The 23,114-nt window shown below is 37.9% G+C and carries 15 protein-coding genes and 1 pseudogene; 9 read left to right on the top strand and 7 right to left on the bottom strand.

What is annotated here, in order from left to right; all coding sequences use genetic code 11:
- Nucleotides 1–19: 19 nt before the first annotated feature.
- Nucleotides 20–320, bottom strand: a pseudogene (locus NSQ41_RS17220) (transposase); the annotation flags it as partial.
- 120 nt (nucleotides 321–440) lie between these two features.
- Between NSQ41_RS17220 and NSQ41_RS17215 the strand changes: the two are divergent.
- The 3 genes from NSQ41_RS17215 (at nucleotide 441) to NSQ41_RS17205 (ending at nucleotide 2,808) form a co-directional block, all read left to right on the top strand.
- Nucleotides 441–914: a hypothetical protein gene (locus NSQ41_RS17215; RefSeq protein ID WP_133309162.1), complete on the top strand. Its 474-nt coding sequence runs from the start codon at nucleotides 441–443 to the stop codon at nucleotides 912–914.
- Nucleotides 915–989: 75 nt separating this feature from the next.
- Nucleotides 990–1,550 (top strand): hypothetical protein, encoded by a 561-nt coding sequence (locus NSQ41_RS17210; RefSeq protein ID WP_311066568.1) that lies wholly within the window; start codon nucleotides 990–992, stop codon nucleotides 1,548–1,550.
- A 1,075-nt stretch (nucleotides 1,551–2,625) separates the two neighbouring features.
- Complete coding sequence (locus NSQ41_RS17205; protein ID WP_130157549.1) at nucleotides 2,626–2,808, top strand: hypothetical protein; 183 nt, start codon at nucleotides 2,626–2,628, stop codon at nucleotides 2,806–2,808.
- Nucleotides 2,809–2,919: 111 nt separating this feature from the next.
- On the opposite strand, the gene NSQ41_RS17200 is transcribed toward NSQ41_RS17205, so the two are convergent.
- Nucleotides 2,920–4,242, bottom strand: coding sequence for a short-chain fatty acid transporter (locus NSQ41_RS17200; RefSeq protein WP_311066567.1), 1,323 nt, complete (start codon nucleotides 4,240–4,242; stop codon nucleotides 2,920–2,922).
- A gap of 214 nt (nucleotides 4,243–4,456) precedes the next feature.
- Here NSQ41_RS17200 and NSQ41_RS17195 point away from each other — a divergent pair, with 214 nt between their 5' ends.
- Nucleotides 4,457–5,335, top strand: coding sequence for a LysR family transcriptional regulator (locus NSQ41_RS17195; protein WP_063388774.1), 879 nt, complete (start codon nucleotides 4,457–4,459; stop codon nucleotides 5,333–5,335).
- Between the two features lie 547 nt (nucleotides 5,336–5,882).
- On the opposite strand, the gene NSQ41_RS17190 is transcribed toward NSQ41_RS17195, so the two are convergent.
- Both NSQ41_RS17190 and NSQ41_RS17185 read right to left on the bottom strand, forming a co-directional pair.
- Nucleotides 5,883–7,190: an MFS transporter gene (locus tag NSQ41_RS17190; protein WP_144598291.1), complete on the bottom strand. Its 1,308-nt coding sequence runs from the start codon at nucleotides 7,188–7,190 to the stop codon at nucleotides 5,883–5,885.
- A gap of 170 nt (nucleotides 7,191–7,360) precedes the next feature.
- The gene (locus NSQ41_RS17185) at nucleotides 7,361–8,920 is read right to left on the bottom strand and encodes an AMP-binding protein (RefSeq protein WP_339210454.1); all 1,560 of its coding nucleotides are present in this window, start codon (nucleotides 8,918–8,920) and stop codon (nucleotides 7,361–7,363) included.
- Nucleotides 8,921–9,109: 189 nt separating this feature from the next.
- On the opposite strand from NSQ41_RS17185, the gene NSQ41_RS17180 reads away from it, so the two are divergent.
- The 3 genes from NSQ41_RS17180 to NSQ41_RS17170 all read left to right on the top strand — a co-directional run bounded on the left by NSQ41_RS17180 (nucleotide 9,110) and on the right by NSQ41_RS17170 (nucleotide 13,443).
- Complete coding sequence (locus NSQ41_RS17180; protein ID WP_339210452.1) at nucleotides 9,110–9,700, top strand: helix-turn-helix domain-containing protein; 591 nt, start codon at nucleotides 9,110–9,112, stop codon at nucleotides 9,698–9,700.
- Between the two features lie 917 nt (nucleotides 9,701–10,617).
- Nucleotides 10,618–12,147 (top strand): malate:quinone oxidoreductase, encoded by a 1,530-nt coding sequence (locus tag NSQ41_RS17175; protein ID WP_339210450.1) that lies wholly within the window; start codon nucleotides 10,618–10,620, stop codon nucleotides 12,145–12,147.
- Nucleotides 12,148–13,110: 963 nt separating this feature from the next.
- A complete protein-coding gene (locus NSQ41_RS17170) occupies nucleotides 13,111–13,443 on the top strand; it encodes an antibiotic biosynthesis monooxygenase (RefSeq protein WP_066250125.1) in 333 nt (110 codons plus the stop codon).
- Nucleotides 13,444–13,905: 462 nt separating this feature from the next.
- On the opposite strand, the gene ald is transcribed toward NSQ41_RS17170, so the two are convergent.
- From ald to NSQ41_RS17155, 3 genes are all read right to left on the bottom strand, one after another.
- A complete protein-coding gene (ald, locus tag NSQ41_RS17165) occupies nucleotides 13,906–15,036 on the bottom strand; it encodes an alanine dehydrogenase (RefSeq protein ID WP_339210448.1) in 1,131 nt (376 codons plus the stop codon).
- Between the two features lie 112 nt (nucleotides 15,037–15,148).
- The gene (locus NSQ41_RS17160; protein WP_066250119.1) at nucleotides 15,149–16,399 is read right to left on the bottom strand and encodes a PucR family transcriptional regulator; all 1,251 of its coding nucleotides are present in this window, start codon (nucleotides 16,397–16,399) and stop codon (nucleotides 15,149–15,151) included.
- Nucleotides 16,400–17,876: 1,477 nt separating this feature from the next.
- Nucleotides 17,877–18,632 (bottom strand): amino acid ABC transporter ATP-binding protein, encoded by a 756-nt coding sequence (locus NSQ41_RS17155; RefSeq protein ID WP_063387708.1) that lies wholly within the window; start codon nucleotides 18,630–18,632, stop codon nucleotides 17,877–17,879.
- Nucleotides 18,633–20,095: 1,463 nt separating this feature from the next.
- Here NSQ41_RS17155 and isdC point away from each other — a divergent pair.
- Nucleotides 20,096–20,773: a heme uptake protein IsdC gene (gene isdC / locus NSQ41_RS17150; protein WP_339210445.1), complete on the top strand. Its 678-nt coding sequence runs from the start codon at nucleotides 20,096–20,098 to the stop codon at nucleotides 20,771–20,773.
- Nucleotides 20,774–20,788: 15 nt separating this feature from the next.
- A complete protein-coding gene (locus NSQ41_RS17145) occupies nucleotides 20,789–23,077 on the top strand; it encodes an NEAT domain-containing protein (protein ID WP_339210443.1) in 2,289 nt (762 codons plus the stop codon).
- Nucleotides 23,078–23,114: the final 37 nt, after the last annotated feature.

The following is a 23,114-nucleotide window of genomic DNA, read 5'->3' as shown; positions in this document are numbered from 1 at the left end:
GCGAAAAGCCATCCCCACCGATTAGAAGACCCCTCGAATGGACTCTATTATTCTCTCGCACTTTGGCACCTAAATTAATGAGTTTGTAGGGGGGCATTCTAAATTCATGAACTATAGGGTCTAGTTTTTTGCAAAGGGCTGAAACAGTGGATTTCGAGAATTTCTTGCCACATATTGTTCTGTAATTTTTTGTACTTTCCGAGTTGACCACCGTTTACCACCATTTCCATCATAGCAAGCAATAATGCTTGTTCGCTACGCTGATAGCATTCAAAGAGATCGGTACTAAATTTGCCATTACGATGCCGTGGTACGTGTAAGTGGCAAATATGAAATTTTGTGTAAAATAATGGTAATATCTGGACGATATATATAATGAGGGTCAATTATTCTATGGGCTGGTGAATCCTCAAAAATAACATTTGAAAGGGGGTGCTTATATGAAAGCAAAGAGGTTAATCAGTTTATTGCTTGTGATGGTCGTAGTATTTTTCATGACAACAACCGCATTCGCCGCTTCGTCATCGAAAACATTCACCTCATCCTCTGGAACAATCGGTTCAATGAGTCTGTATCTTGACCCGGGTGAGAGTGGTTCCTCGTCTATTGCTACAATTAATGTCTCCGGATTACCGGCAGATGCGGTCATTACAAAGGTCGTTGCTGATTGTAACACGATGTCGTATTCTGGCGCAATCCTGTCAAACAGATTGTATATAACAACTAGTAACATTTCCGGATGGACATCGGCACCATGGGGATCTGGTAACAAAACAGAAATTTCTGCAGAATTGATTGGCACACTTGCGAATGGCACATATCAACTTTACTATACGGGAACCAACGTCAGCAGTTTGTCTCCCGGTTATAAAACATATAAAAATATAAAGCTGACGGTGTACTACAACTACTAAACAACATCTTAAACCCGGATAGGTAAGTAGTGGTTATCGCCAGGTATTTTCCAGCAAAGTATCAGGCGAAATCCTATGAAAAGGAGTGAATGGAAAATAAGTCGTATAAAACCATTAGATGTCAACTTAATCAATATATTGCTTGGAACAAAAATTGACAATAAGCTGCGGATGAATGGCTTTCCGTCCCCTGACTTTACCAGGTTCGATTTCTGCACGAAAACAGCCCCTGCCATGAGTGAAGAAGAATTCAGAGAGGCTATTATTGAACAGGCAAAAAAAGATGCTGCCAAAGGTATCTGTGGCGGTGAATCTGCGGGCTACAGAAATCTTATGAAAAGCTATATTTCCGTTGTGTCTCCAGATAGAAAAGGTATTATCGCAAAAGCATCCCAAAGTTTTGCCGGCAAAGGCCGAATATCCTTTGTGGAGTTCAAAGATGCAGGTAATAATGTCATTGCCCATTATTCACAAAATAATGGTTGGACAATGGTGATGACAAAAGCAGAAATGGCACGAACTAGTGAGTTTAGCGCAATATACGTTGAAGCATGGCGCGAGGCATATTATGGGAAAGGCAATACTATCGATGGTGCTGCCATCTCATCGGGAAGTACATTCAGCGTATCTGTTTAATCTCACCAGTTTCTATTCAATTTTCGAGCTGGGTGTCCGATAAGTCCCTAAAATGAAGCAAGTGGAGAAAAACAATGCGTTTCTCTCCACCTGCTTTTATATTTTTTCGATTTTTATCTGAAAGTAGCTTTTGGAAATGGATTAGCAGTTTTCTACCGCGGTGGAACCTCACACCCTCACTAAAGTGGCGTGCTTCTCCATGTTTCTATGAGAATTTCCTGCTTCATCACCTCGCAGCCTATCTCTTCAGGCTTCGATCCACTTCTGCATTGATTGCGTAAAATATGCTTCGAGAATTCTCTACTGGCTGTACAATTTTTTTTAGAAAAATACTCTGTCAAACGATGACAAAAACAATTCCTGCTCCTATGAGTCAGGAGTTTCTTTGCTGTATTTTCTCCTTTTTGTGACAAAAAACGGATTTACCGAAACATAGCCCCTATATATAAAAGTTAGTAGTTTTTTTCGACATAGGGTGAAAAACCACGTCAGAAATGACAGACATCACACCACTGCTGGCGAGAAAACCAAACAAAGGAACAAATCCAAAAAACAATTAGAACTGTTTGTTAAAATTATCTATTTTGTATTTTGGGAGGCAGATTATTGAAAAAAAGGCACATCGTTTAACTGATATGTCTTTTGCGAATAGGTTTCTATAAAATGCAATAGGCTTTCCCTGTTGCGATCCTCTCTTAATTTTTCTTCTCCTCTATGAAAAAAGAGATGGTGATTTTTTCTGGTTTACGGTTTTTGAGTGATAGAACCGATCTTTTTATCTATTATTAACGTTTTCAATAGGAAATTGAAATTGGAATTATCCAATAGTTTAGAAGGAGAAGAAAATGATGAATGAGGAAAAAATGAAAATGATTGAGTTGGCTGTGAAAGATTTGGTTTTGTAATGCACAAATTCAGGACACAAAACGGTCTTCTTTAATTGGATTATGTCAAAAATTATTTGAAAAAGCTCATCGGCCGGGATTCGATTCATCCTCAGTATCTAACGGGAGAGATAGTAACCTTCTGCACAGCACAGCAAGCACGGCAACATTTTTTTAGGAGAAACAGCAAAGTGGGAGTATTTTTTACAAGAAAATATGCATCCAGTCCCATCATTAGACAAGAATGCTGGAACGATCATGTTCCTAATTGGAACAATAAAAAGGGAACCATTTTCGAAACACCCGGGATACCGTCAATCCCGTCAAACGGAGAAGGAACAAAAAAAGGATTAAAAGCAAATGATAGTTTTTGATAAACTTTAAAAAACCCATCCCAAGAATGCTGGCGTCATAACAGCATTCTTGGGATTTGTTTGCAAAACATAGAATATTGGGAAAATTTTTGTTATGGGACAACTGAAGCTTTAAAACAGCAGAAATCCGATGGAGATCGGGATAAAACTGAAAATTAGAATCATGACGCAAAATCCCATAATATCTCGGATGTGGAGGCCTGCGATCGCTAAAATGGGAAGCGCCCAAAACGGCTGGATCATATTTGTCCAAGCATCTCCCCAGGCTACCCCCATTGCTGTTTTGGCCGGATCTGCTCCCAATTCCATTGCTGCCTGAATCATAATCGGTCCTTGAACCGCCCATTGCCCGCCCCCGGATGGAACAAAGATATTGATTAAGCCAGCGCTAAGAAAGGAGAGGTAAGGCAAGGTTTGTTCGGTCGAAACACTGACGAACCATAATGCGATTTGCTCAGACAATCCTGAATGAATCATCATTCCCATAATTCCAGCATAAAAGGGAAACTGGATGATAATCCCACCGGCGTTTTTAACGCCGTTCGCTACCGTATCCAGAAACCTTTTCGGTGTTTGATGAAGTAAAATTCCAAGGAAAAGGAAAATAAAATTGACGATATTAATGTTTAGGTTAAATCCGTTTACAGCAAAATGATAAACAATAAATGCAATTCCCATAATGCCGATGATCAGGGATATTGTCCGACTGTTTTCCAATTTTTCTGCTGGTGTCATAGGTGTCACATGCTCTACTGCTGCTGCTTCTTCATTTGGAATCACCCATTTCGTTCGATCTTCGAGCTGGCTCTCTGCATTTTTTAACAAATAACGGTTAAACAGCGGCAAGGTGATCAAAAGGGCAATAACAATAAACAAATTTGTCGGGCTAAAAAGGGTTTTCGTCACTGGGATCACGCCCATGGATTCCTCCAAAAAGTGGCCCGGGGTTGCAATGGTAAGTGGGATCGAACCGGAAAATCCCCCGTGCCAAATGAGGAATCCGCTGTATGCACTGGCAATTAAAATACGGTAGTCGACGGATGGAACATGCTTGGCAACATGTATGGCAAACAAAGCGCCGATCACCAGCCCGAAACCGTAATTAATCAGGCAGGCGATTAATGAAACAATGGTTACAAGCATGACGGCATGGACAGGGGTGCGTGCAAAGGTGCTTACTTTCGCCAAAAGCCTTTTAATGACGGGAGTGTTTGCTAATATATAGCCGGTTACAACCACAAGGGTCATCTGCATGGTAAATTCCAGTAAATCCCAAAAACCTAAACCCCAATGGGTGACCATGTCCACTGGACTGTTGTCTGTAAAGAAAACACCTAATAAATATACTAAAAACGTTAAAATAATGGCGAACAGCAAGGCATCAGGCAAATAACGCTGCACCACGCGGTTGAAAAAGGATGTAAGTGTCTTCAATGGTTTCTCCTCCCTTTAGCAAATAATAAATTCTGTTTGATTTTTCCACCGGTTCCGTTAAAAATAAGAACAAGTAAATGAGCGCATGATGGAATCGCTTTCAAAATTCCTTTTTGCATCCGCTTACATAAAAGTTTACACAGGGACAAACGGTAAAGTAAAATAAATAAAATGAATCTTATTTATTACATTTGGGAATAAAAAGGGGGATTCGATGGAACTTCGGGACATTCAATCCTTTATTGAGGTGGCCAATCATCAGAGTTTTACAAAAGCTGCGGAGCACTCCTATTTATCCCAGCCGTCATTAAGTAAAGCCGTGAAAAAGCTGGAAGAGGAATTTCATATGGAACTATTGGAACGATCCACGAGGCATATTCAATTGACGGATGCAGGAAAAGTTGTTTATGAACAGGGAAAAAAGTTAATGAGTATTTTGGAAGAAACGAAAATGCTGCTGGATGAACTGGCAAACGTCGCCATTGGAGAAATTAAAATCGGCATTCCTCCCCTTATTGGAACGTTGTTTTTCCCTTCCATTGCCGGAAACTTCCATCAACAATACCCGAATGTCAAATTGGAGTTGGTGGAGGTTGGCGCAAGGGTGGTAGAGCAGCTGGTAGAAGAGGGGGAAATTGATGTCGGCATTGTGGTTCTGCCGGTGGATGAATCCATTTTTCACATTTCTTCTTTTTTTACGGATGAATTTGTCCTTTTTATCCACAAGGATCATTCTCTGGCCTGCAAACAAAGGGTGTCCGTCAAAGAATTGGAGAAGGAAAGCTTTATATTATTTGCAAAAAACTTTACGTTGCATGAATTTATTATTAACACCTGCAAAAATTCTGGTTTTACCCCGAATATCGCCTATGAAAGTTCCCAATGGGATTTAATTTTGGAGCTTGTTTCATCAAAAATGGGGATCACATTGCTGCCGAAAGTGATAGGCGGAAAACAAAATAATCCGGATATTGTTATTATTCCCTTGAAAGAAAAGGTTCTTTGGCATCTTGGTATTATCACGAAAAAGGGTCGGTACCGCTCCTTTGCTTTGAAAAAATTGCTGGAGATGCTTACGGAACAAGAGAAGTGATATCTATACATTCCATTTCGAGTAACGTTGTATTTCAATGAATAAATAAACCGTTTCCTAATGATGGAAAGTGCCTTGGGACGGAAATTCCTTGACTATAGTCTTTCATTTTTTGTACAAAAGATATAATAAACGTATAAATTGTTGGTAAATGAAAAAGTTATCCGTACGACGAACATTGATAACCGTCTTTAAACGATTCTCTGTCAGGGGGACCAGCTGATTCAGCGGCACTAACTGTATCCACTCTGAGCCGCCAACTCAAGAGCGGATTACTTTTTTTAAAAAAGACAGTATTGGTCCATCCACCCCCAGAGGAAATAGCGAGCATGAGAGATTCAAATAATGTCAAGGCATCCCCTTTCCTTCAGGGAGTGTCGATCCACCCTTGAGTTTTTCGTTTCTAGCAACTGCGTAAGAGGCATTCACACCATAATTAGGCCCCACACATAGATATACCAAACGAGTTTATTTAAAAATGAAAACAGGGTAACCTCATTCAATAATTTTATGGTACCCCGTGGAAGGATAGAAATCTTATTTTACCTTACATTTTTATGCTGAAATTATTTTCAGCTGTTTCAATATGATGATCGTATAACGAACGTTTTCTCGTATCCGGAACTAACAGACTTAAAATAAGGGATAATATAATGCCTCCCATCATAAATCCGCCAAAGACCCATGGGGAAGGACCGAAGGATTCGGCCATTGTTGTCCAAATCATTGGACCGAAACCAACAATGGCGGCTGCCACTTGATACCCGAAGGATAAACCTGTGTAGCGAACCTTTGCCGGAAATAATTCGGAGAATAAGGTGCCCTGTGTTGCGAAAATCGATGCCCAGATGATTCCCAGCATCACGCCTTGCATGATGTATAACCAGGAAGCGCCCTCGTCAACCAATGAAAAATAAGGGATAGATAAGATAAACAATAAAATTAATCCGACAATATAAATGAGTTTTCGGCCAATATAATCAGACAAGTATCCTACAACCGGAATGGTGATAATCATAGTCGCGCAGCCAATGGTAAGGGCTGTTAGTGCCACTTGGTTGGAATACCCCAAGTACACCGTAGAATAAGAAAGAATAAATGACATTAAGAATACATTGAAAAATCCGTCCCCAATTTTTAAACCGATAGCATGCAAAACACTTTTCCAATTCGTTTTGAACGTTTCCAAAAATGGTATTTTCGCAATTGCTCCAGCTTCCTTTTGTTGTTTGAAGGCAGGAGTCTCTTCAATTCCGCTTCGGATCCAGAGCGCGAGTCCAATCAGAACAACGCTAAATAAAAACGGAATCCGCCATCCCCATGCCAAAAATTGTGTATCAGAAGTAAAATAACTAATAACCGTTAAGCTTAATGAACCGAGAACTAAACCGATGGGTACACCTAGCTGGGGAATGGAGCCATACAGTCCGCGAAGGCCTTTCGGGGCATATTCGGTGGCCAACAGAACAGCTCCACCCCATTCACCCCCAAGGGAAATACCTTGGATGAGCCTTAAAAGGACGAGTATAATCGGCGCCCAAATACCAATTTGCTCATAAGTAGGAAGAAGACCAATCAAAAATGAACTTCCGCCCATTCCAATAAGTGTAAATATTAAAGCGGCCTTTCTTCCCATCTTATCACCAAAATGACCGAAGATAATGCTGCCGATAGGTCTGGCTGCATAGCCAATGCCAAAGGTTGCAAAAGAAAGTAATAGTCCTACAGCCGGATCATGACTTGGAAAGAATAGAAATGAAAACACAAGTCCCGTAGCAGTACCATATAGGTAAAAATCATACCATTCAATGACAGACCCTGATAAGCTGGCAAACAAGATACGGATTTTGTTCATAAAAATACACCCCTCATCTCACATATCTAATAATCAAATTCAAATTCTCTTTTTGAGGGAATTCACGGTTATTTCATTATCGCTTGCACTGGAACGGCGGAATTCCATTAATGACATTCCGAGGTTTAAAATATTGGAAAAGCAGGTTCATAAAGGTAAATTGAATGATTTTAAAGTACATTTTCGGATTTCCTCAACAAATGTTTTTGAATTTTTCCGACAGACGTTCTAGGAAAGTCCTTCACAAACTCGATGGTATTCGGTATTTTAAATTTTGAAAGACGGTTCCGACAATGTTCAATCAGCTCCTGTTCCGTCGTTTGTCTTCCTTCTTTTAAAATTACAAACGCTTTAATGGCCTCATCCCGCATCTCATCAGGCACGCCGATGACAGCGGCTTCATACACGTCCGGATGTTCCATGATTACATTTTCTACTTCCATTGCCGCTACGTTTTCTCCAGCACGTTTGATCATATCCTTTTTCCGATCAACGAAGTAAAAATAACCGTTTTCTGTCATAATGGCGTTGTCCCCTGTATACAGCCAGCCGTCTTGAATAGTTTCGTTGGTTGCCTTTTCATTTTTGAAATACCCTTTCATAATAGTGCGCCCCGGAATGCCTTTTACAATGATCTGACCGGGTTTGTTGACCGGTACTTCTTTTCCCGCTTCATCCACAAGTTTGACTTCGGCGCTGAGGATGGGCTTTCCGATTCCGGTATTATCCTTTTGCCCATATAATGGATTCATTAATGGCGGTGCTACAGTTTCTGTCATTCCGTATAGCTGCAACAGCGGTACATTGTATTTTTGTTCAAATTCCTGCAGTTGTTCAGGCGTGACCGATTGGGCAAAGATGATTAAGCGGAGAGGATTTTCTTTGTCTGCCTCATCAAAACGCTGTGCTAAAATCATGCGGATGGGAGCTGCAAACAATGAACCGACTGTTGCATGCAATCTCTTTGCCTGCTTAAAATATTGGGAAGCACTGAACCGTTCCGTGATGGCAACACTTGCTCCAACGGTTAAGGCAGGCATAAACAGATAGTATTGGCCATTGCCATGAAAAAGAGGAAGTACGATCAAAGCCCTGTCTTCTGGGGTAAAGTTCAGGGTCTTCGAAACAGCCTCGCCAGTATAAAGATAATTGGCATGAGTAATCATGCATCCCTTCGGCTTAGAAGTTGTTCCCGAAGTATACATGATGGAGACAATATCATCGCTTTTGAGGGATATAGGAGGAATGTCTCCCTCTGCTTTTTCAATTAAATGATCCATGCTTATTTCTTTGTATAGATCATTTTTGCAGCGGCTTAACAATATTTTTTTAAGATTTGGCAATTTGCTTTGAATTGATTGAAATTTTTCTAAATACTCCTCTTCTGTAATTAGGAGAACCGATTCCGAGTGGGCTATTGTATATTCCATTTCATTTGCAGTCGAGAGGATGTTTGTTGGTACCATAACCGCACCGACTCTAGCTAATGAAAACCAGCAGACAATGAAGTCAGAACCATTTGGAAGATGGAGAGTAACCCGGTCGCCTTTTTGAATCCCTAAATCCAAAAGTACTCGGCTGAATTTATTCATTTTTTGCAAAAACGTCTGATAAGTATACATGGTGGTTTTTTTGTTATTATCTTCAAAGACAAGAAATGGTTTATCTCCGTGTAACCTGCATTTTTCATGAAGCAAATCGATTATCGTTCTTTCTCCAATAATATCCATAGATTTCACCCCCTATAGTAAACGCTTACATAAAAAATAGACTGTAGTCTTTATAGACCATAGTTTATTTCAATACATTTGATTTGTCAATAATATTTTGTTAATTTAGAATATTTTGTATAAAAGGTTTTCCAAGACCATTAGATATAATAAAAGACAAGTTGAGTTAGGAAAAAAGGGGATTTTTTTATGACATTAAATGCAAAGCAAAAAAAAGCGCTTAAAACCAAAAAAAGAATTTTGGAAACAGCTTTGGAGCTGTTTAGTCAAAAAGGATATAACCAAGTCACTGTAGATGAAATCGTCGAGAAAAGCAAAACGTCGAAGGGAGCCTTTTACGGGCATTTTGCTTCGAAGTCAGAAATTTTTTTGGAAAAGTTTAAGGAAATTGATAACTTTTATGATGAATTTTGCAAAACATTGCCGAATGATTTATCTGCTAAGGAAAAAATTATACGTCTTTCCATCACACAAATGAAGTATTTGAAAAACGATTTAGGGAAAGAGTTAATGCAAACGATTTATATGAATCCCCAAAGCGCCAAGTTTCTGGCGGATACGAATCGAAGATTATATCACATTCTTGAAAATTACTTACAAGAGGGACAGGAAAAAGGGGAGTTCACCGAAGATTTTTCAATACAAGAGCTGGCCATGATCATTTCCAGGTGCATGCGGGGAACTTTATATGATTGGTTTATTTTCGAAAAAGAACTAGATCCGGTCATCGAGATTGAAAAGATGCTTCAAGCGGTTTTTCAAGGAATTGAAAAATGTTGATTCAAAAAATTACTAGAGCTTTAGAATCGTAGGAAACTACTTATCCTTGGTATGAAATTGAGCCATACTCATCATCCTTTTCTTCCTCTCTTTATGTTTGAATGTTCTGATACTTACAAGCATAAGAGAGGTTTTGAAAATGGGAAATCACGTGGCTCATTTTTTATGTGGTCGATCCTCTGTAAAGTGACTTAATATTAAATGATCAAATTCAAACATACATCCTATATGTAAAAATTTGTGTTTTTTTGCATAGAGTGAAAAACCACGCCAAAAAATGACAGAACATCATCACTGCTGGCAAGATAAGCAAACAAAGGAATAAATCCTAAAAAAACAATTGGAACTGTTTGTTCAAATTATCTATTTTGGGAGGCAGAATAAGTGACTGATTTTATAATTGAGTGACATGTTCATCATCTGTTGTTTGAAGAGGTGATTTATCTGTTTTATTTTGTGCAACTGTTCGCGTTTGCATCAACGTAAAAATTTTCGATATCCCCCTTTAACCAAGATATATCCCATAAAGAGCTCTATTTGACTGCTTATGGATTCTTTTTTGATCTTCTTTATCGGTAGAAACTCTTATTTAAACAGCACATCTCATTCGTTCAGGTGATATCTGGCGATTGGTAAATAATAGGATATGTTGGTGGAGTAAAATGATTCATTTTCAAGAAAAAATTAATTTTAGCGGTCTGGTTGTATAAAGTTGATATAGAATCTGTAAATCTATAAATAATCGTGATGGACTTTAATTAGAAATACTAATAATGAACTATACTTAAATAATGATATACTATAATTAAGATATAATTGTTGTAGAAAAGGCGTGTGGCGAAAGCCATGTAGAGCTTTGAATTAGGCAGGTCGCCTGCATCCTTTCTACAAATATTGGGGGATAAGGATGGGGAAAAATGAGTAGCAGACCAACTAACACAGACGTTATTTTAATTGGTGCCGGAATTATGAGTGCGACTTTAGGGACACTGTTGAAAGAATTAGCGCCGGAATGGGAAATTAAAGTGTTTGAAAAACTCGACAAACCAGGAGAAGAAAGCTCTAATGAATGGAATAATGCAGGAACGGGGCATGCTGCACTATGTGAGCTTAACTACACACCCGAGAAACCGGATGGATCTATTGATATTAGCAAAGCTATAAAAATTAATGAACAGTTCCAAGTTTCCAGACAGTTTTGGTCTTACCTTGTAAAAAACAATCTAATACAAAATCCGCAGGAATTCATCAGACCGCTGCCCCACATGAGTTTAGTCCAAGGGGAAAATAATGTGAGATATTTAAAGAAACGTTTTGAAGCGCTATCAAACAATCCATTATTCCAAGGAATGGAATTTTCTGATGACCCGGAAAAACTGAAAGAATGGATTCCGCTTATAATGGAAGGACGTACATCGAATGAACCGATCGCAGCAACCAAAATCGACTCAGGTACGGATGTTAACTTTGGAGCTTTAACACGCATGTTATTTGACTACTTAAAAGAGAAAGATGTCGAAATATACTACAAGCATAGTGTTAAGGATATTAAACGCACAAGTTACGGTTTGTGGGAATTGAAAGTGAAGGATCTCAATAGCGGTTCAGTTGAAATCCATAAGGCTAAATTCGTATTTATTGGAGCCGGCGGGGGAAGTCTGCACTTGCTTCAAAAATCTGGTATTCCAGAAGGTAAACATATTGGTGGTTTTCCTGTAAGCGGATTATTTATGGTATGTAATAATCCAGAAGTTGTAGAGCAGCATCATGCAAAAGTTTACAGTAAGGCTAAAATTGGTGCACCTCCTATGTCAGTTCCGCACCTTGATACACGGTATATCGACAACAAAAAAACATTGCTCTTTGGACCGTTTGCAGGCTTCTCGCCTAAGTTCTTAAAAACTGGTTCAAATTTGGATTTGTTTGCTTCCGTAAAACCGCACAATTTCGTAACTTTGTTGGCATCAGCCTTTAAAAACTTTTCTTTGGAAAAATACTTGATCGAGCAGCTTCTGTTAACGAAAGAAAAGCGCATGAATGAGTTGCGTGAATTTATCCCGACGGCTAAATCAGAGGACTGGGATATAGTCGTCGCAGGCCAACGTGTGCAAATTATCAAAGATACTGAAGCTGGCGGTAAAGGAACGATTCAATTTGGTACAGAAGTTGTTACGGCTGCAGATGGCTCGATCGCTGCATTGCTCGGTGCTTCTCCTGGAGCTTCTACTGCTGTACACGTAATGCTTGAAGTAATTAAAAAATGCTTTCCTCAACATTTGAATAAATGGGAACCGAAAATTAAAGAAATGATTCCTTCTTATGGTGTGTCACTAGTGGAAAACCCGGATCTTTTCCATGAACTTCATACTTCAACAGCAGAGACGCTCGGTCTAAACGGACAAGAACCGATCTCTGGTGTAAACGAAAAAGAACCGGTTTATAGCTAATTTCTTGGATGAGAAACAAAGGTGTGGAATGAATAAAGTTTAAAACAGCCACTTTTCATCAGTGGATAATTGTTTCTATAATAAAGAAAAGAGACTGATAAGTCAATGATTTTAAAGCAGAGATAATATAAAAAAATTGCAGAATAATAGAATATAATTGAAAATAATCCGTTTTTAAAAATTTTTTGTCACGACGAAAAAAAGAGGGATGTCTAATAAGTCGTTTTTTCGACTTATAGACCTCCCCTTTAATGTTTTAGTAACGTTTATATATTGATGTTTATGTGTTTTTTGTTTTAATGACGTTTTGATTTTTGATATGCCTCCCCATTAGGTAGACAGATTAAAAAATAAAAATCTGTTTATCTTCATGGGGAGTTTTATTATGATAACCAAAAGAGTTTATCCTTACGGTGTTACACACATGCGGAATTTGAATGGAAAGCCATTTTGACAATAAAGAGCTTGCTCTGCCGCAGCCTTAAAAGCATTGTAAAACTTGTGTTCGTAAAAAGACACCTGTCTTGGATAAAATTTAAACTTATTTATCAAGATTGACAACAATATTGTCACGTAAAAAATACATGTTAGGAGCTGATTTCGTTTGACTTCATAAACGTGTGTTTTTTTGTTGTGAACTTTTATATTAAAATAGTTTTTTAAAATAATGAATGAATATTATCTTGGCTAATGGAGTATCTGATACGAAAGCCGGACAAGTAGAGAACAATTAAATAGTGATAGTGTGCCGGCAATTCAATTTTTCATCTGGTGGGGACAGCGGAGCCATATCGTCATATGTTGTGCTGCGGATCAGGCGCTTTGCTATTGGCCATCATCTTTTTAAATGAATTGATAGAGAAGCGTTTTGAAAAAAGATGAATATTTCTTGCGGGAATTATTGAAAATGATAATTGTTATCAAATATAATAATGTATAATCACAATGAAAGGAGTAATGTGAGTGTTTGTTCAAATAAAAACTATTTTAGTGACAGAAGGACATGCCGATCGAATTGTTGATCGCTTCACTTCACAGGGAATAATCGAACAGCAGCCGGGTTTTATCGATTTAAGCGTGCTTAAGAAAAGGCAGAGAAAAGGGAATGAAGAAGTACTCGTTATGATTCGCTGGGAATCAGAAGAGGCTTGGAAAGCCTGGGAGAAGAGCGAGGCTCACCTTGCTGGTCACCGGGCGAACCGAGGCAAGCCTGCTCCCTCCTACATTTTGGAGAGTCGTCAAGATGTCTTCTATGTGCTGGGTCAGAAAGGCTATGTAGAGTCCTCTACTCGATAAAATAAAGCAGCCTCCAGTCCAAAAGTAGATTTTTCCTGAACATATGCTCTAAAAATTTTTAAATGCCCATTCATTTTAGCTGATGGTCAATTGTGAATGGGTGTTTTTTTATTGCTTAAGAATCTATTCATGTGTGGGGTTTCTGGATCCAATTGAGCGTCAAAAAGGATTAGAAGAACTTAAATCATTGCTATTAGAAGAATAGTAGATACATAAGAAGGGGAGATCGTTGTTGGACGCGATCTCCCCTTCTGGATTTTATGGTATGCAAAGTCCGTATACGGTGGCATTAAGACACACATCTAATTTTCAGTTGCTGAGTGTTGTTGAGAATTATTATTCAATAATTGGCATGATGTGCCGAAAAAAAGATGGAATAAAAATGCAAATGAACGTTCGTCCATTTAAAGAATCCTAAAAACACCCTTCACAGCTAAGCATGAAGGGTGTTTCATCACCGTTTTAAGAATACAATCGTTCGGAGATAACGTCATCGACTGGAACATAGTCATAGCCAAGGTCATGTGCTACTGCTTTAAAGGTTATATTCCCATTCATGACGTTCACGCCTGTTTTAATCGCTTCACTTTCTTTAATTGCTTGAACTACACCTTTGGAAGCAATTTGCACAGCATATGGAATCGTGACATTTGTTAGGGCAATTGTTGCTGTACGTGGAACCGCACCTGGAATGTTGGCGACTGCATAATGCAGCACTCCATATTTTTCGATAATAGGATTGTCATGAGTTGTTGCATAATTAATCGTTTCAAAGTTTCCGCCTTGATCAATAGCAACGTCGATTATGACTGACCCGGGCTGCATAGATTTTACCATTTCTTCCGTTACAAGCTTAGGTGCTTTTGCACCGGGAATCAGCACCGAACCGATAACTAAATCGGAGTCTTTGACAGATTCTGCAATATTATAAGGATTTGACATTAACGTCTGCACAGTTGAACCAAAAATGTCTTCTAATTGACGCAGGCGTGCAGGATTTAAGTCAATAATCGTTACATCTGCACCAAGGCCGTGTGCAATTTTTGCTGCATTCGTTCCGACTACACCGCCGCCAATAATCGTGACTTTTCCGCGTTTGACACCAGGAACACCGCTTAGCAGTATTCCCTTTCCTCCTTTAGATTTTTCCAAATATTGCGCCCCGAGTTGAGCTGCCATGCGGCCGGCAACTTCGCTCATTGGTGTCAATAATGGCAATGTATTATTTACGGTAATTGTTTCATAAGCAATAGCGGTCACTTCATTTTCCACTAAAGCTTTGGCCAATTCCGGTTCATTTGCCAAATGGAGATAGGTAAATAAAATTAACCCTTTTCGGAAATATACATATTCATCTGGGAGGGGCTCTTTTACTTTCAGAATCATTTCTGCTTTTTCCCAAACCTCTGAAGCTCTTTCAACAATCTCGGCACCAGCCTGTTTATACTCTTCATCGGTAAAACCGCTTCCGATTCCAGCGTTTGCTTCAATAACAACTTTATGTCCTGCATTTATTAATTGCACAACCCCTGCAGGTGTGATAGCTACACGATTTTCATTATTTTTAATTTCTTTCGGTACCCCGATGATCATCCTCACCATCTCCTTAAAATAACATCTGCACCACTATCATATCTCTTTTAGTTGAACCTTACTTTATGAAAAAATCAGAAAACCGCAAAAGTAATTTGTGTAAATATACAAATTACTCGACATTCATGCTTTCAAGTTTTAAATCCAGAAATAATGTTATTTTCTGGTTAGGGTCTTTCAGGTTTATTCCTGTTATTTCTACTACTCTTTTTAAACGGTAATTTAACGTATTCGGATGAACATGTAATAATTGCGCTGCTTGATAAACATTGCAGTCGCATTCTAAATAACTTTTAAGCGTATGCAATAAATCGGTGTGATGCTTGAGGTCATACTCTCTTAATTTTTTGATTGCCTCACTTTGATAGTGGTCACGAACTCGGATTTGATAAAGTTCATCTAAAAACTGATAGATGCCGATCTCCTGAAAACTATACTTTTGCTGTAATTCATCGGGGAATTTTTCCTTAAGCCTTAATACTTTCAATGCTTGTTTATAGCTGCAATGAACATGCTCCGGAGTATGATAAACGGAGCCGAAAGCACCAGATATATTTCGGATTTGTAAACGCATACTTATTTTGTTGATAAAATCTTTAATAAAACCGGAAAGAGCGTTCATCGCCTCTTTTTCTGTTCTGAGCCGGGTAAGCAATATTAGTTGATTTTGATCAAATAATTTGCTGACTACTTGAACTTGGTGCAATGTTTCAGCCAAATAATAGGCATGTTTTTCAATAGCTTGTGTTATATCATTTTCAAAGTTAATGATAGCAACAGCAAGATTTCCATCCAGATTAACCCCAACTCGTTTAGCCTGGTGTTTAATCTTAGACACATCGTTCAGATGACCTGTTAATAGCTTCCATAGAAATTCTTGATGACTCTCTTCTTCTTTTCGTTTTCTTATTCGCTGAAGGAGGAGATGGTTTTTCACAAGCTTTGCAGCTTCCTTTAGCAAATGCAATTGATCATCGCCCATTGTTTTATCATTGATTTGTGCCCATATAAACCCTAAAACCTCATTATGTTTTCGAATCGAAACAGCGACACGGTTGCCAAGTCCAACTTCTTCGATTGCAGGGACAATAACAGGTTCATCGCTTTCGAACAGTTTTGCCATAATCCCATTTTTCCAAAGACTGTTAATGATTTTATCTGGCACTTTTCTACTCATAATCGTGGCCATTCTTGCTTCATCAACATTTTCTTTATGTCTGCTGTAGGAAATGATCTGATGATTGGAATCCTCTATCGTTATTGGACATTCAAGCATTTCACCAATACGGTCTGCCAAAAGGTCTAGGGAATCGTCTTGACGCAACTGCGAAAGTAATTGTGGATAGCCTAATGAATTCCTCATTAATTCTTGCCCCCTTTTGCATTTTTACAGTCCTAAATCCAATAATGAAGGGTCAATTGAATGAACAAGAATCACCCGTTTTGTCGATCATTATTAAAAAAATTTCTGAACAATTAGAAAAGACTAAACGAGATTCGTACCAAAATATCTTGCGCCAGAAGCTCATACCAGCCGAAGGTAACATAAAGAGTCATATAGCGAAAAAAAGAATCTCTACATGGTCAGCCAAACACCGAGAATTACAGATTACATTTTGTTTGCTTCTATAAATGCAGCCAATTATCCAAGGATTTACAGTTATGAAGAAAACTAAATATTTGCTTTTCCTTTTTCATTTACGTGTTTTGCTAATTTCGTGATATTGATTTTTCCTAAATCCGGCCTGGCTTTCCTTTTTGATTGATCGATTCTTTGCCGATCATTTATCCTGCAAAAGGGATGTAATACGAAAAATTACTAATAGGAAACGCACTTTTTGCTAAGTAGAAAAACGCGGGGTCAGCATATATAAAAATCTCTGTTAGTTCATAGTTATTTTGAATTAATCTTGCCGATTGTTCAGCAGTTTCACAAATCAAAGGTGTCGTCATCAATTCATTACATTCGGCAGCGATCTTACCAATTTCATGGTATTAGGCTCAAGCACATCATCTGCAATCATTAATTGAATGATTCCACCTCCTTAAAATGGTTTTAATAATCTATAATGAAAATATTCCGTCTTTATTAAAAGCAGCAGCCCATTTAAACTGTCTTTAAATAGATTATTTTTTTAAAATGCAGCATTCTCAATATTATCGTCAGGAAATCTGACAAATTATAAAAAGTAAACGTTTTCAAAATTGCCTATTTTAGAAAACGTTGGCGAACGTATGGGATAAAATCTGGGTAAAACCGATGAACTGCTTGTTCATTGCATAGACGACGATGCTTACATTTTGCCGGGTTCCAAAAGAATAGGACATTTTTGCCGAAAACATATGGATAGATATTTAGCTTTGTATAATTGCCACTTGATCGAAATCTTCCGCGAAAAACTTCTTCGTATAACGGGTGAGAATTTGCATTACTGTTGGATCAATAAAGTGCTTGTACTCATGCATTTCGAAAGAATACTACGCTGCTGAACAGTGCTATGCTGATGCTATTATTTTACCACGTTCTTGAGAAACTTGCTTTTGCTTGTCGTGTCGTTAAAATATTTGGCTGTTGTGGATATTTAATACTTTAATGGGAAACGCTGGCTCATTTCGAAGGTTCTTTATTTTACGGGAGCTTCCACGTCCTGATATGTTCATTCCGTAGGATGCCCAGTGGAAACAGCTTGAATAGTGGTGCTCGTAAAGGATATTGAAGGAAATCAATCAATATTCGGCAAAAGCCCTAAACAATTCGTATTTGAATCGTTTAGGGCTAGGAATTCTGTGTTTGGGTCTGTATTTACAGTGATGTGAAAGGACAGAGGCTGTTCAATTGTTTAAATATAGTAAGTAAAATCCTCGGGTATTACCCGCTTTAAGAACTGTTTTGTTCTTTCTTCTTTTGGATGTGTGAAAATTTCTTTAGGTGATCCTTCTTCTACAATGACTCCGCCATCCATAAAAATCACCCGATTGGCAACATCTTTCGCAAAAGACATTTCATGAGTTACAACCAACATTGTTGTTCCTTCTTTGGCAATTTGCTTCATAACTGTTAAAACTTCACCAACTAATTCCGGATCCAGTGCTGAAGTTGGTTCATCAAATAAAATGATGTCTGGATTTAAAGCAATCGCTCTTGCAATGCCAACCCTTTGCTGCTGCCCGCCCGATAATTCACTAGGGTAAGCATTGTATTTGTGGGACAGTCCTACTTTATCCAATGCTTTTTTTCCAATTTCATTCGCTTTTTCTTTTGGAATCTTCCTGCCAATAATAAGCCCCTCTGTTACATTTTCTAATGCTGTTTTATTATTAAACAAATTGTAATTTTGAAATACAAATGCAGTCTTTTGTCTTATTGCATGAATTTGTTTTCTAGTTGCTTTATGAAGATCAACCTGAATATCCCCAAAAATTGCCTGGCCTTGATCTGCTTTTTCAAGAAAATTTATGCATCTTAGCAATGTTGTCTTTCCTGATCCGCTCGGTCCAAGTATGACGACAACATCCCCTTTATCTATTTTTAAATCAACTCCGTTTAAAACTTTGTTTTTCCCAAATGATTTATGTACATTTTTAATTTCCAGCATGTTATCCACCTCTTGCCTTCAAGCTTAAGTATGGTAGTTTTATAAATATTCTCCAAAACTACATATCAATATAAAATTCAAAAAATTCCGACATGTTAGGCACTTAATATTATTTCATGCAATGGCACCTTATGACTTAATGATGTGCTTTAATAAAATTGACAGTGGCTGTACAAAAATTTGAAAGTGCTGCAGCCGGCGTTTGAGGAATGAGCATTCTAAATGCCTGAACATTTATTAATCCAACTGACTGTGCAGTCACAAATTATATATGATTTCATTTGCATAAGGATAGGCTCTGTCATATGCAAGCTTTTGAATCACTATTTTTGCAGTGTCAAATGATGAACGAGAGGATGTATTTGATCCACACCCTGTTAGTAGATGAGTAATGCTAAATCTGTACCTGCCGCTTCGTCGTCTGCACCTTTTATCCATTCAAAAATCTGTACCATCTAACTAGAGTCGTGTCAAATTTAAATCATACTATTTAGCTAGGTTTAATTTTCTATAATAATAGATCTTAATAATTTGAAAGTCAACAGTTGATTGTACAGATCGGACAAATTGATAAAAAGAAATGAGAGTTACTAGTATTCTGAGCTTGTTTTGAAGTTTCATTGTAGGTGCAGCGAAAATATTATTGTTTGAAGAAATGCTCATATGTATTTTCAATACTTTATTCCTAGTAGTAAACTCATATAGAATAGCTGGCGAATATTATTTAAAAAAATTATTCAAAAATAATTAATTCCGTTTTACACTCGATTTCGTATGCACACTTTTTTAAAAAAGTTTATGTCTAATTTTTACCGTTTTTGTATCTGCTTTATATTACTTACTAAACTTATTTTTTGGAGTTCATATTGCGTTATCGATACATAAAGAAGAAAGTGCTGGTACAAACATTAAATTTTCTTAATAAAGTTTAATCAATGAAAAAGCATTTTTTAAAAATACTCCAAGTCTTCCATTTCATTTTCCCCCTTGGCCTTAACATCACACTACCTCATGTCCGAAAAAAGGGAACTGATCTAATTTGTTTCATCTCCATTTTTTTTCTATTCATTTTGTTAATCGATAGCCTATATTCACATGAATAATACACTGTCCGAATAATTTTTCAGACATAAGGCGAATCCATCATTCCGATAAATACAAATTATTTTTTTATGGATGAAATTCAATTAAACAAGATTTTTCTATTTTCTTGTATAAAGTTCGACTAAAGTCTTTTAATACGGAGTTTCCAACTAAATAAAAAACTACTAAATGAAAAATTTCTATAATTATGGAAAACTGGAAGATTCATAAAAATTTATTGACAATGATAATCGTTATTAATAAAATGACTATTGAGATTGAGAATCATTATTGATAAGTAGCCGAAAGGGGGAAAGCTATTTAATTCTGGAATATAACAATCTATTAATTACATTTTAAAGGAGGGTACGGATCAAAAAATGAAAAAAATTTTTTCAGTCGTCTTTTTACTATTTGTAGTTTTTTATGCTTCATTGCCGGCATCGGCGAATAATTCCTTGGCTGATGGAACATATACCATCAACTATAAAGTTTTAAAAGCAGATAATGATTCGGTATCCATGGCCAATGATTATTGGGAAAAGCCTGCAAAACTAATTGTGAAAAATGGCAAATACTTCGTTCAAGTAAGATTAAATCATAGTTCGTGGATTAAAGAATTTAAAGTTTCTAATGTGGATACAAAAGTGATAAGCACAGATACTTCTGCAAATAAAAGAGTTGCGCAATTTGAAGTAGATCAAGTTCCCGACATTGTAACCTCTCAAATACATGTTTATATTCCAGAAGACGAATTTCCTGGAGAGGGTGTTTATGACAGCCATTACACAATAAGACTAAAGTTTGATCAAAATAGTATTAAAGCTGTTAGCTCAGATTCTAATAGTTCAAACGAATTATCTACCTCTGCTTCTACAAAAACAAGCAATGAAAAAAGTAGTCAAAATAAAACAAACAATCAAAATGAAACAGACAAGCAGACAGAAAATAATCCGGAAACTAGTGACAGCACGTCACTTTATGTTTTCATCGGTTTATTTTTATTATCTGCAGCATTTCTAATTTTTAAATTCAAATCTAGATTTAAAGTTTTGTAGAAGGGGAGGTTTCTTGTGAAGAAAAGGATTAGAAAGTTTTTTGCCATTTTTATGGTTTTCCTGCTATTATTGCCGACCGTCAAAATACAGCCTGTTTTTGCTGAATCGGCTTTAGCAGACGGAGAATACACGATTGGCTTTAGGGTCTTGAAAAACGGGACAGAAGATACCTCGACAATGGACGGCTATACCGTGAAGCCGGCCGGCTTAACAGTGCAGAACGGCAAAGCATATGTATCAGTGACATTAAAAAGCAGCGAATGGATTAAAACTTTTCAAGTAGAACGTAATGGTGAATACGTCGATGCGGAGGTTGTATCGACGAATGGAGCAGAAAACACGAGAGTCGTCAAGTTTGAAGTGGATGATTTAACGAAAAAATTGAATGTTCAAACAAGAGTCGCCGTACCAGGCGTATATGATACAGTTCATACGGTTCAATTCCAATTTGATGTAGACAGCATTACACCAGTGCAGGCGGAGCAGCCGGAAGAGGGCGGGCAAGAGCCTGAAAATCCGGATCAAGAAGATGGGGAAGAGCCGAAAGATCCAACTCCTGGAGATACTGAGCCAAATCCGCAGCCGGGAGAAGATGGCAATCAAGATGAACAGCCTGCGGAACAGCTTCAAGACGGCGAATACACGATTGACTTGACAGTGTTCAAAAACGGGACAGATGATATCTCATCAATGGATAACTATACAGAGAAGCCGGCCCGTTTAACAGTGCAGGACGGTAAAAAATACGTCTTATTGACGTTAAAAAGCAGTTCATTAATTAAAAGCTTTAAGGTAGAGCGAAATGGCGAATATGTCGATGCAGAGGTTGTATCGACAAATGTAGAAAAAAATACAAGAGTCGTCAAGTTTGAAGTAGACGATTTAACAAAAAAATTGAATGCTCAATTGACTGTTTCGGTTCCGAACATGTATGAAATGACGCATACCGTTCACTTCAAGTTTGATGTAGACAGCATTACACCAGTGCAGGCGGAGCAGCCGGAAGAAGGAGGCCAAGAGCCTGAAAATCCAGGACAAGAAGATGGCGAGGAACCGAATGATCCAGCTCCTGGAGATAATGAGCCAAATCCGCAGCCGGGAGAAGATGGCGATCAGGATGAACAGCCTGCTGAAGAGCTTCAAGACGGTGAATATACGATTGACTTTAAGGTCTTAAAAGACAAGACAGAAGATATCTCGATGATGGATGGCTATACTGTGAAACCGGCTCGCTTATCGGTGAAGGATGGCAAAAAATACGTCTCCGTGACGTTAAAAAACAGCGGATGGATTAAAAGCTTTCAAGTAGAGCGAAACGGTCAATATGTCGATGCGGAGGTTGTATCGACGAATGACGTAGAAGACACAAGAGTCGTCAAGTTTGAAGTGGACGATTTAACGAAAAAACTGAATGTTCAAACAAGAGTTGTTATACCGCAATATGGTTATGATGGATCTTATACGGTTCAAATCCAGTTTGATGTAGACAGCATCAAACCAGTAAAGAAGGATCAGCCGGATGAGGATGTACAAAAACCAGAAGATCCTGGGAAAGATCCGGGTACAAATAAGCCTGGAGACAATCCATCGAACAATAACAATCAAAATTCTGGAAATAACAATGGCGGACAAACAAGAAATGAGTTGGCTGACGGTCTATATACCGTGGAATTTACTGTATTAAAAAATGGTACAGAAGAACCGTCAATGGTCAATGATTATGTTGTCAGCCCGGCACTATTAACTGTAAAAAATGGACAATTAGATGTTGCGTTCACATTGCTAAAAAGCTCATGGATCACGAAATTACAAGTGGAAAGAAACGGCCAATATCAAGATGTGGAAGTGCGAAGCAAAAATGAAAAAGAAGATACAAGAGTAGTAGGTTTCCCGATCGAAGATTTATCTAAAAAAGTGAATGCTAAGATCAAGGTGGATATTCCAGATCTTCAATATCACAATACGTATGATATCCAAATTGCTTTTGATCCAGATAGTGTAAAACCATATGATGGAACAGGCGTTCCAACGAAGAATACGAATTCCACCGATCAAGATCAAAACCAAAATCAAGATCAAAATCAACAAAATAGCAATAGCGATGACGATTCACTAACCTTTAACCGAGATGCAGATCAACAGTCGACAGACGATGACGCTTCCAATAACTCAAATAATTCAACCGTGAATGCCAAAACGGCTGATCTTTCCCAAATTGGTTTGTATTTGGCATTGCTGCTAGGATCTCTTGCCATCATAGTTTGGAAGAATCGCTCAAGGCTCCTTATTCATTTGAAAAAATAACCTGACTGTTGTCTTGATGCGGACATGCGCATCAAGA

Source organism: Aeribacillus sp. FSL K6-8210, from assembly GCF_037963925.1.
GTDB classification, from domain to species: domain Bacteria; phylum Bacillota; class Bacilli; order Bacillales; family Aeribacillaceae; genus Aeribacillus; species Aeribacillus composti.
The sequence above is the reverse complement of the archived record's forward strand: the minus strand, read 5'-3'. Positions and strand labels throughout refer to the sequence as shown.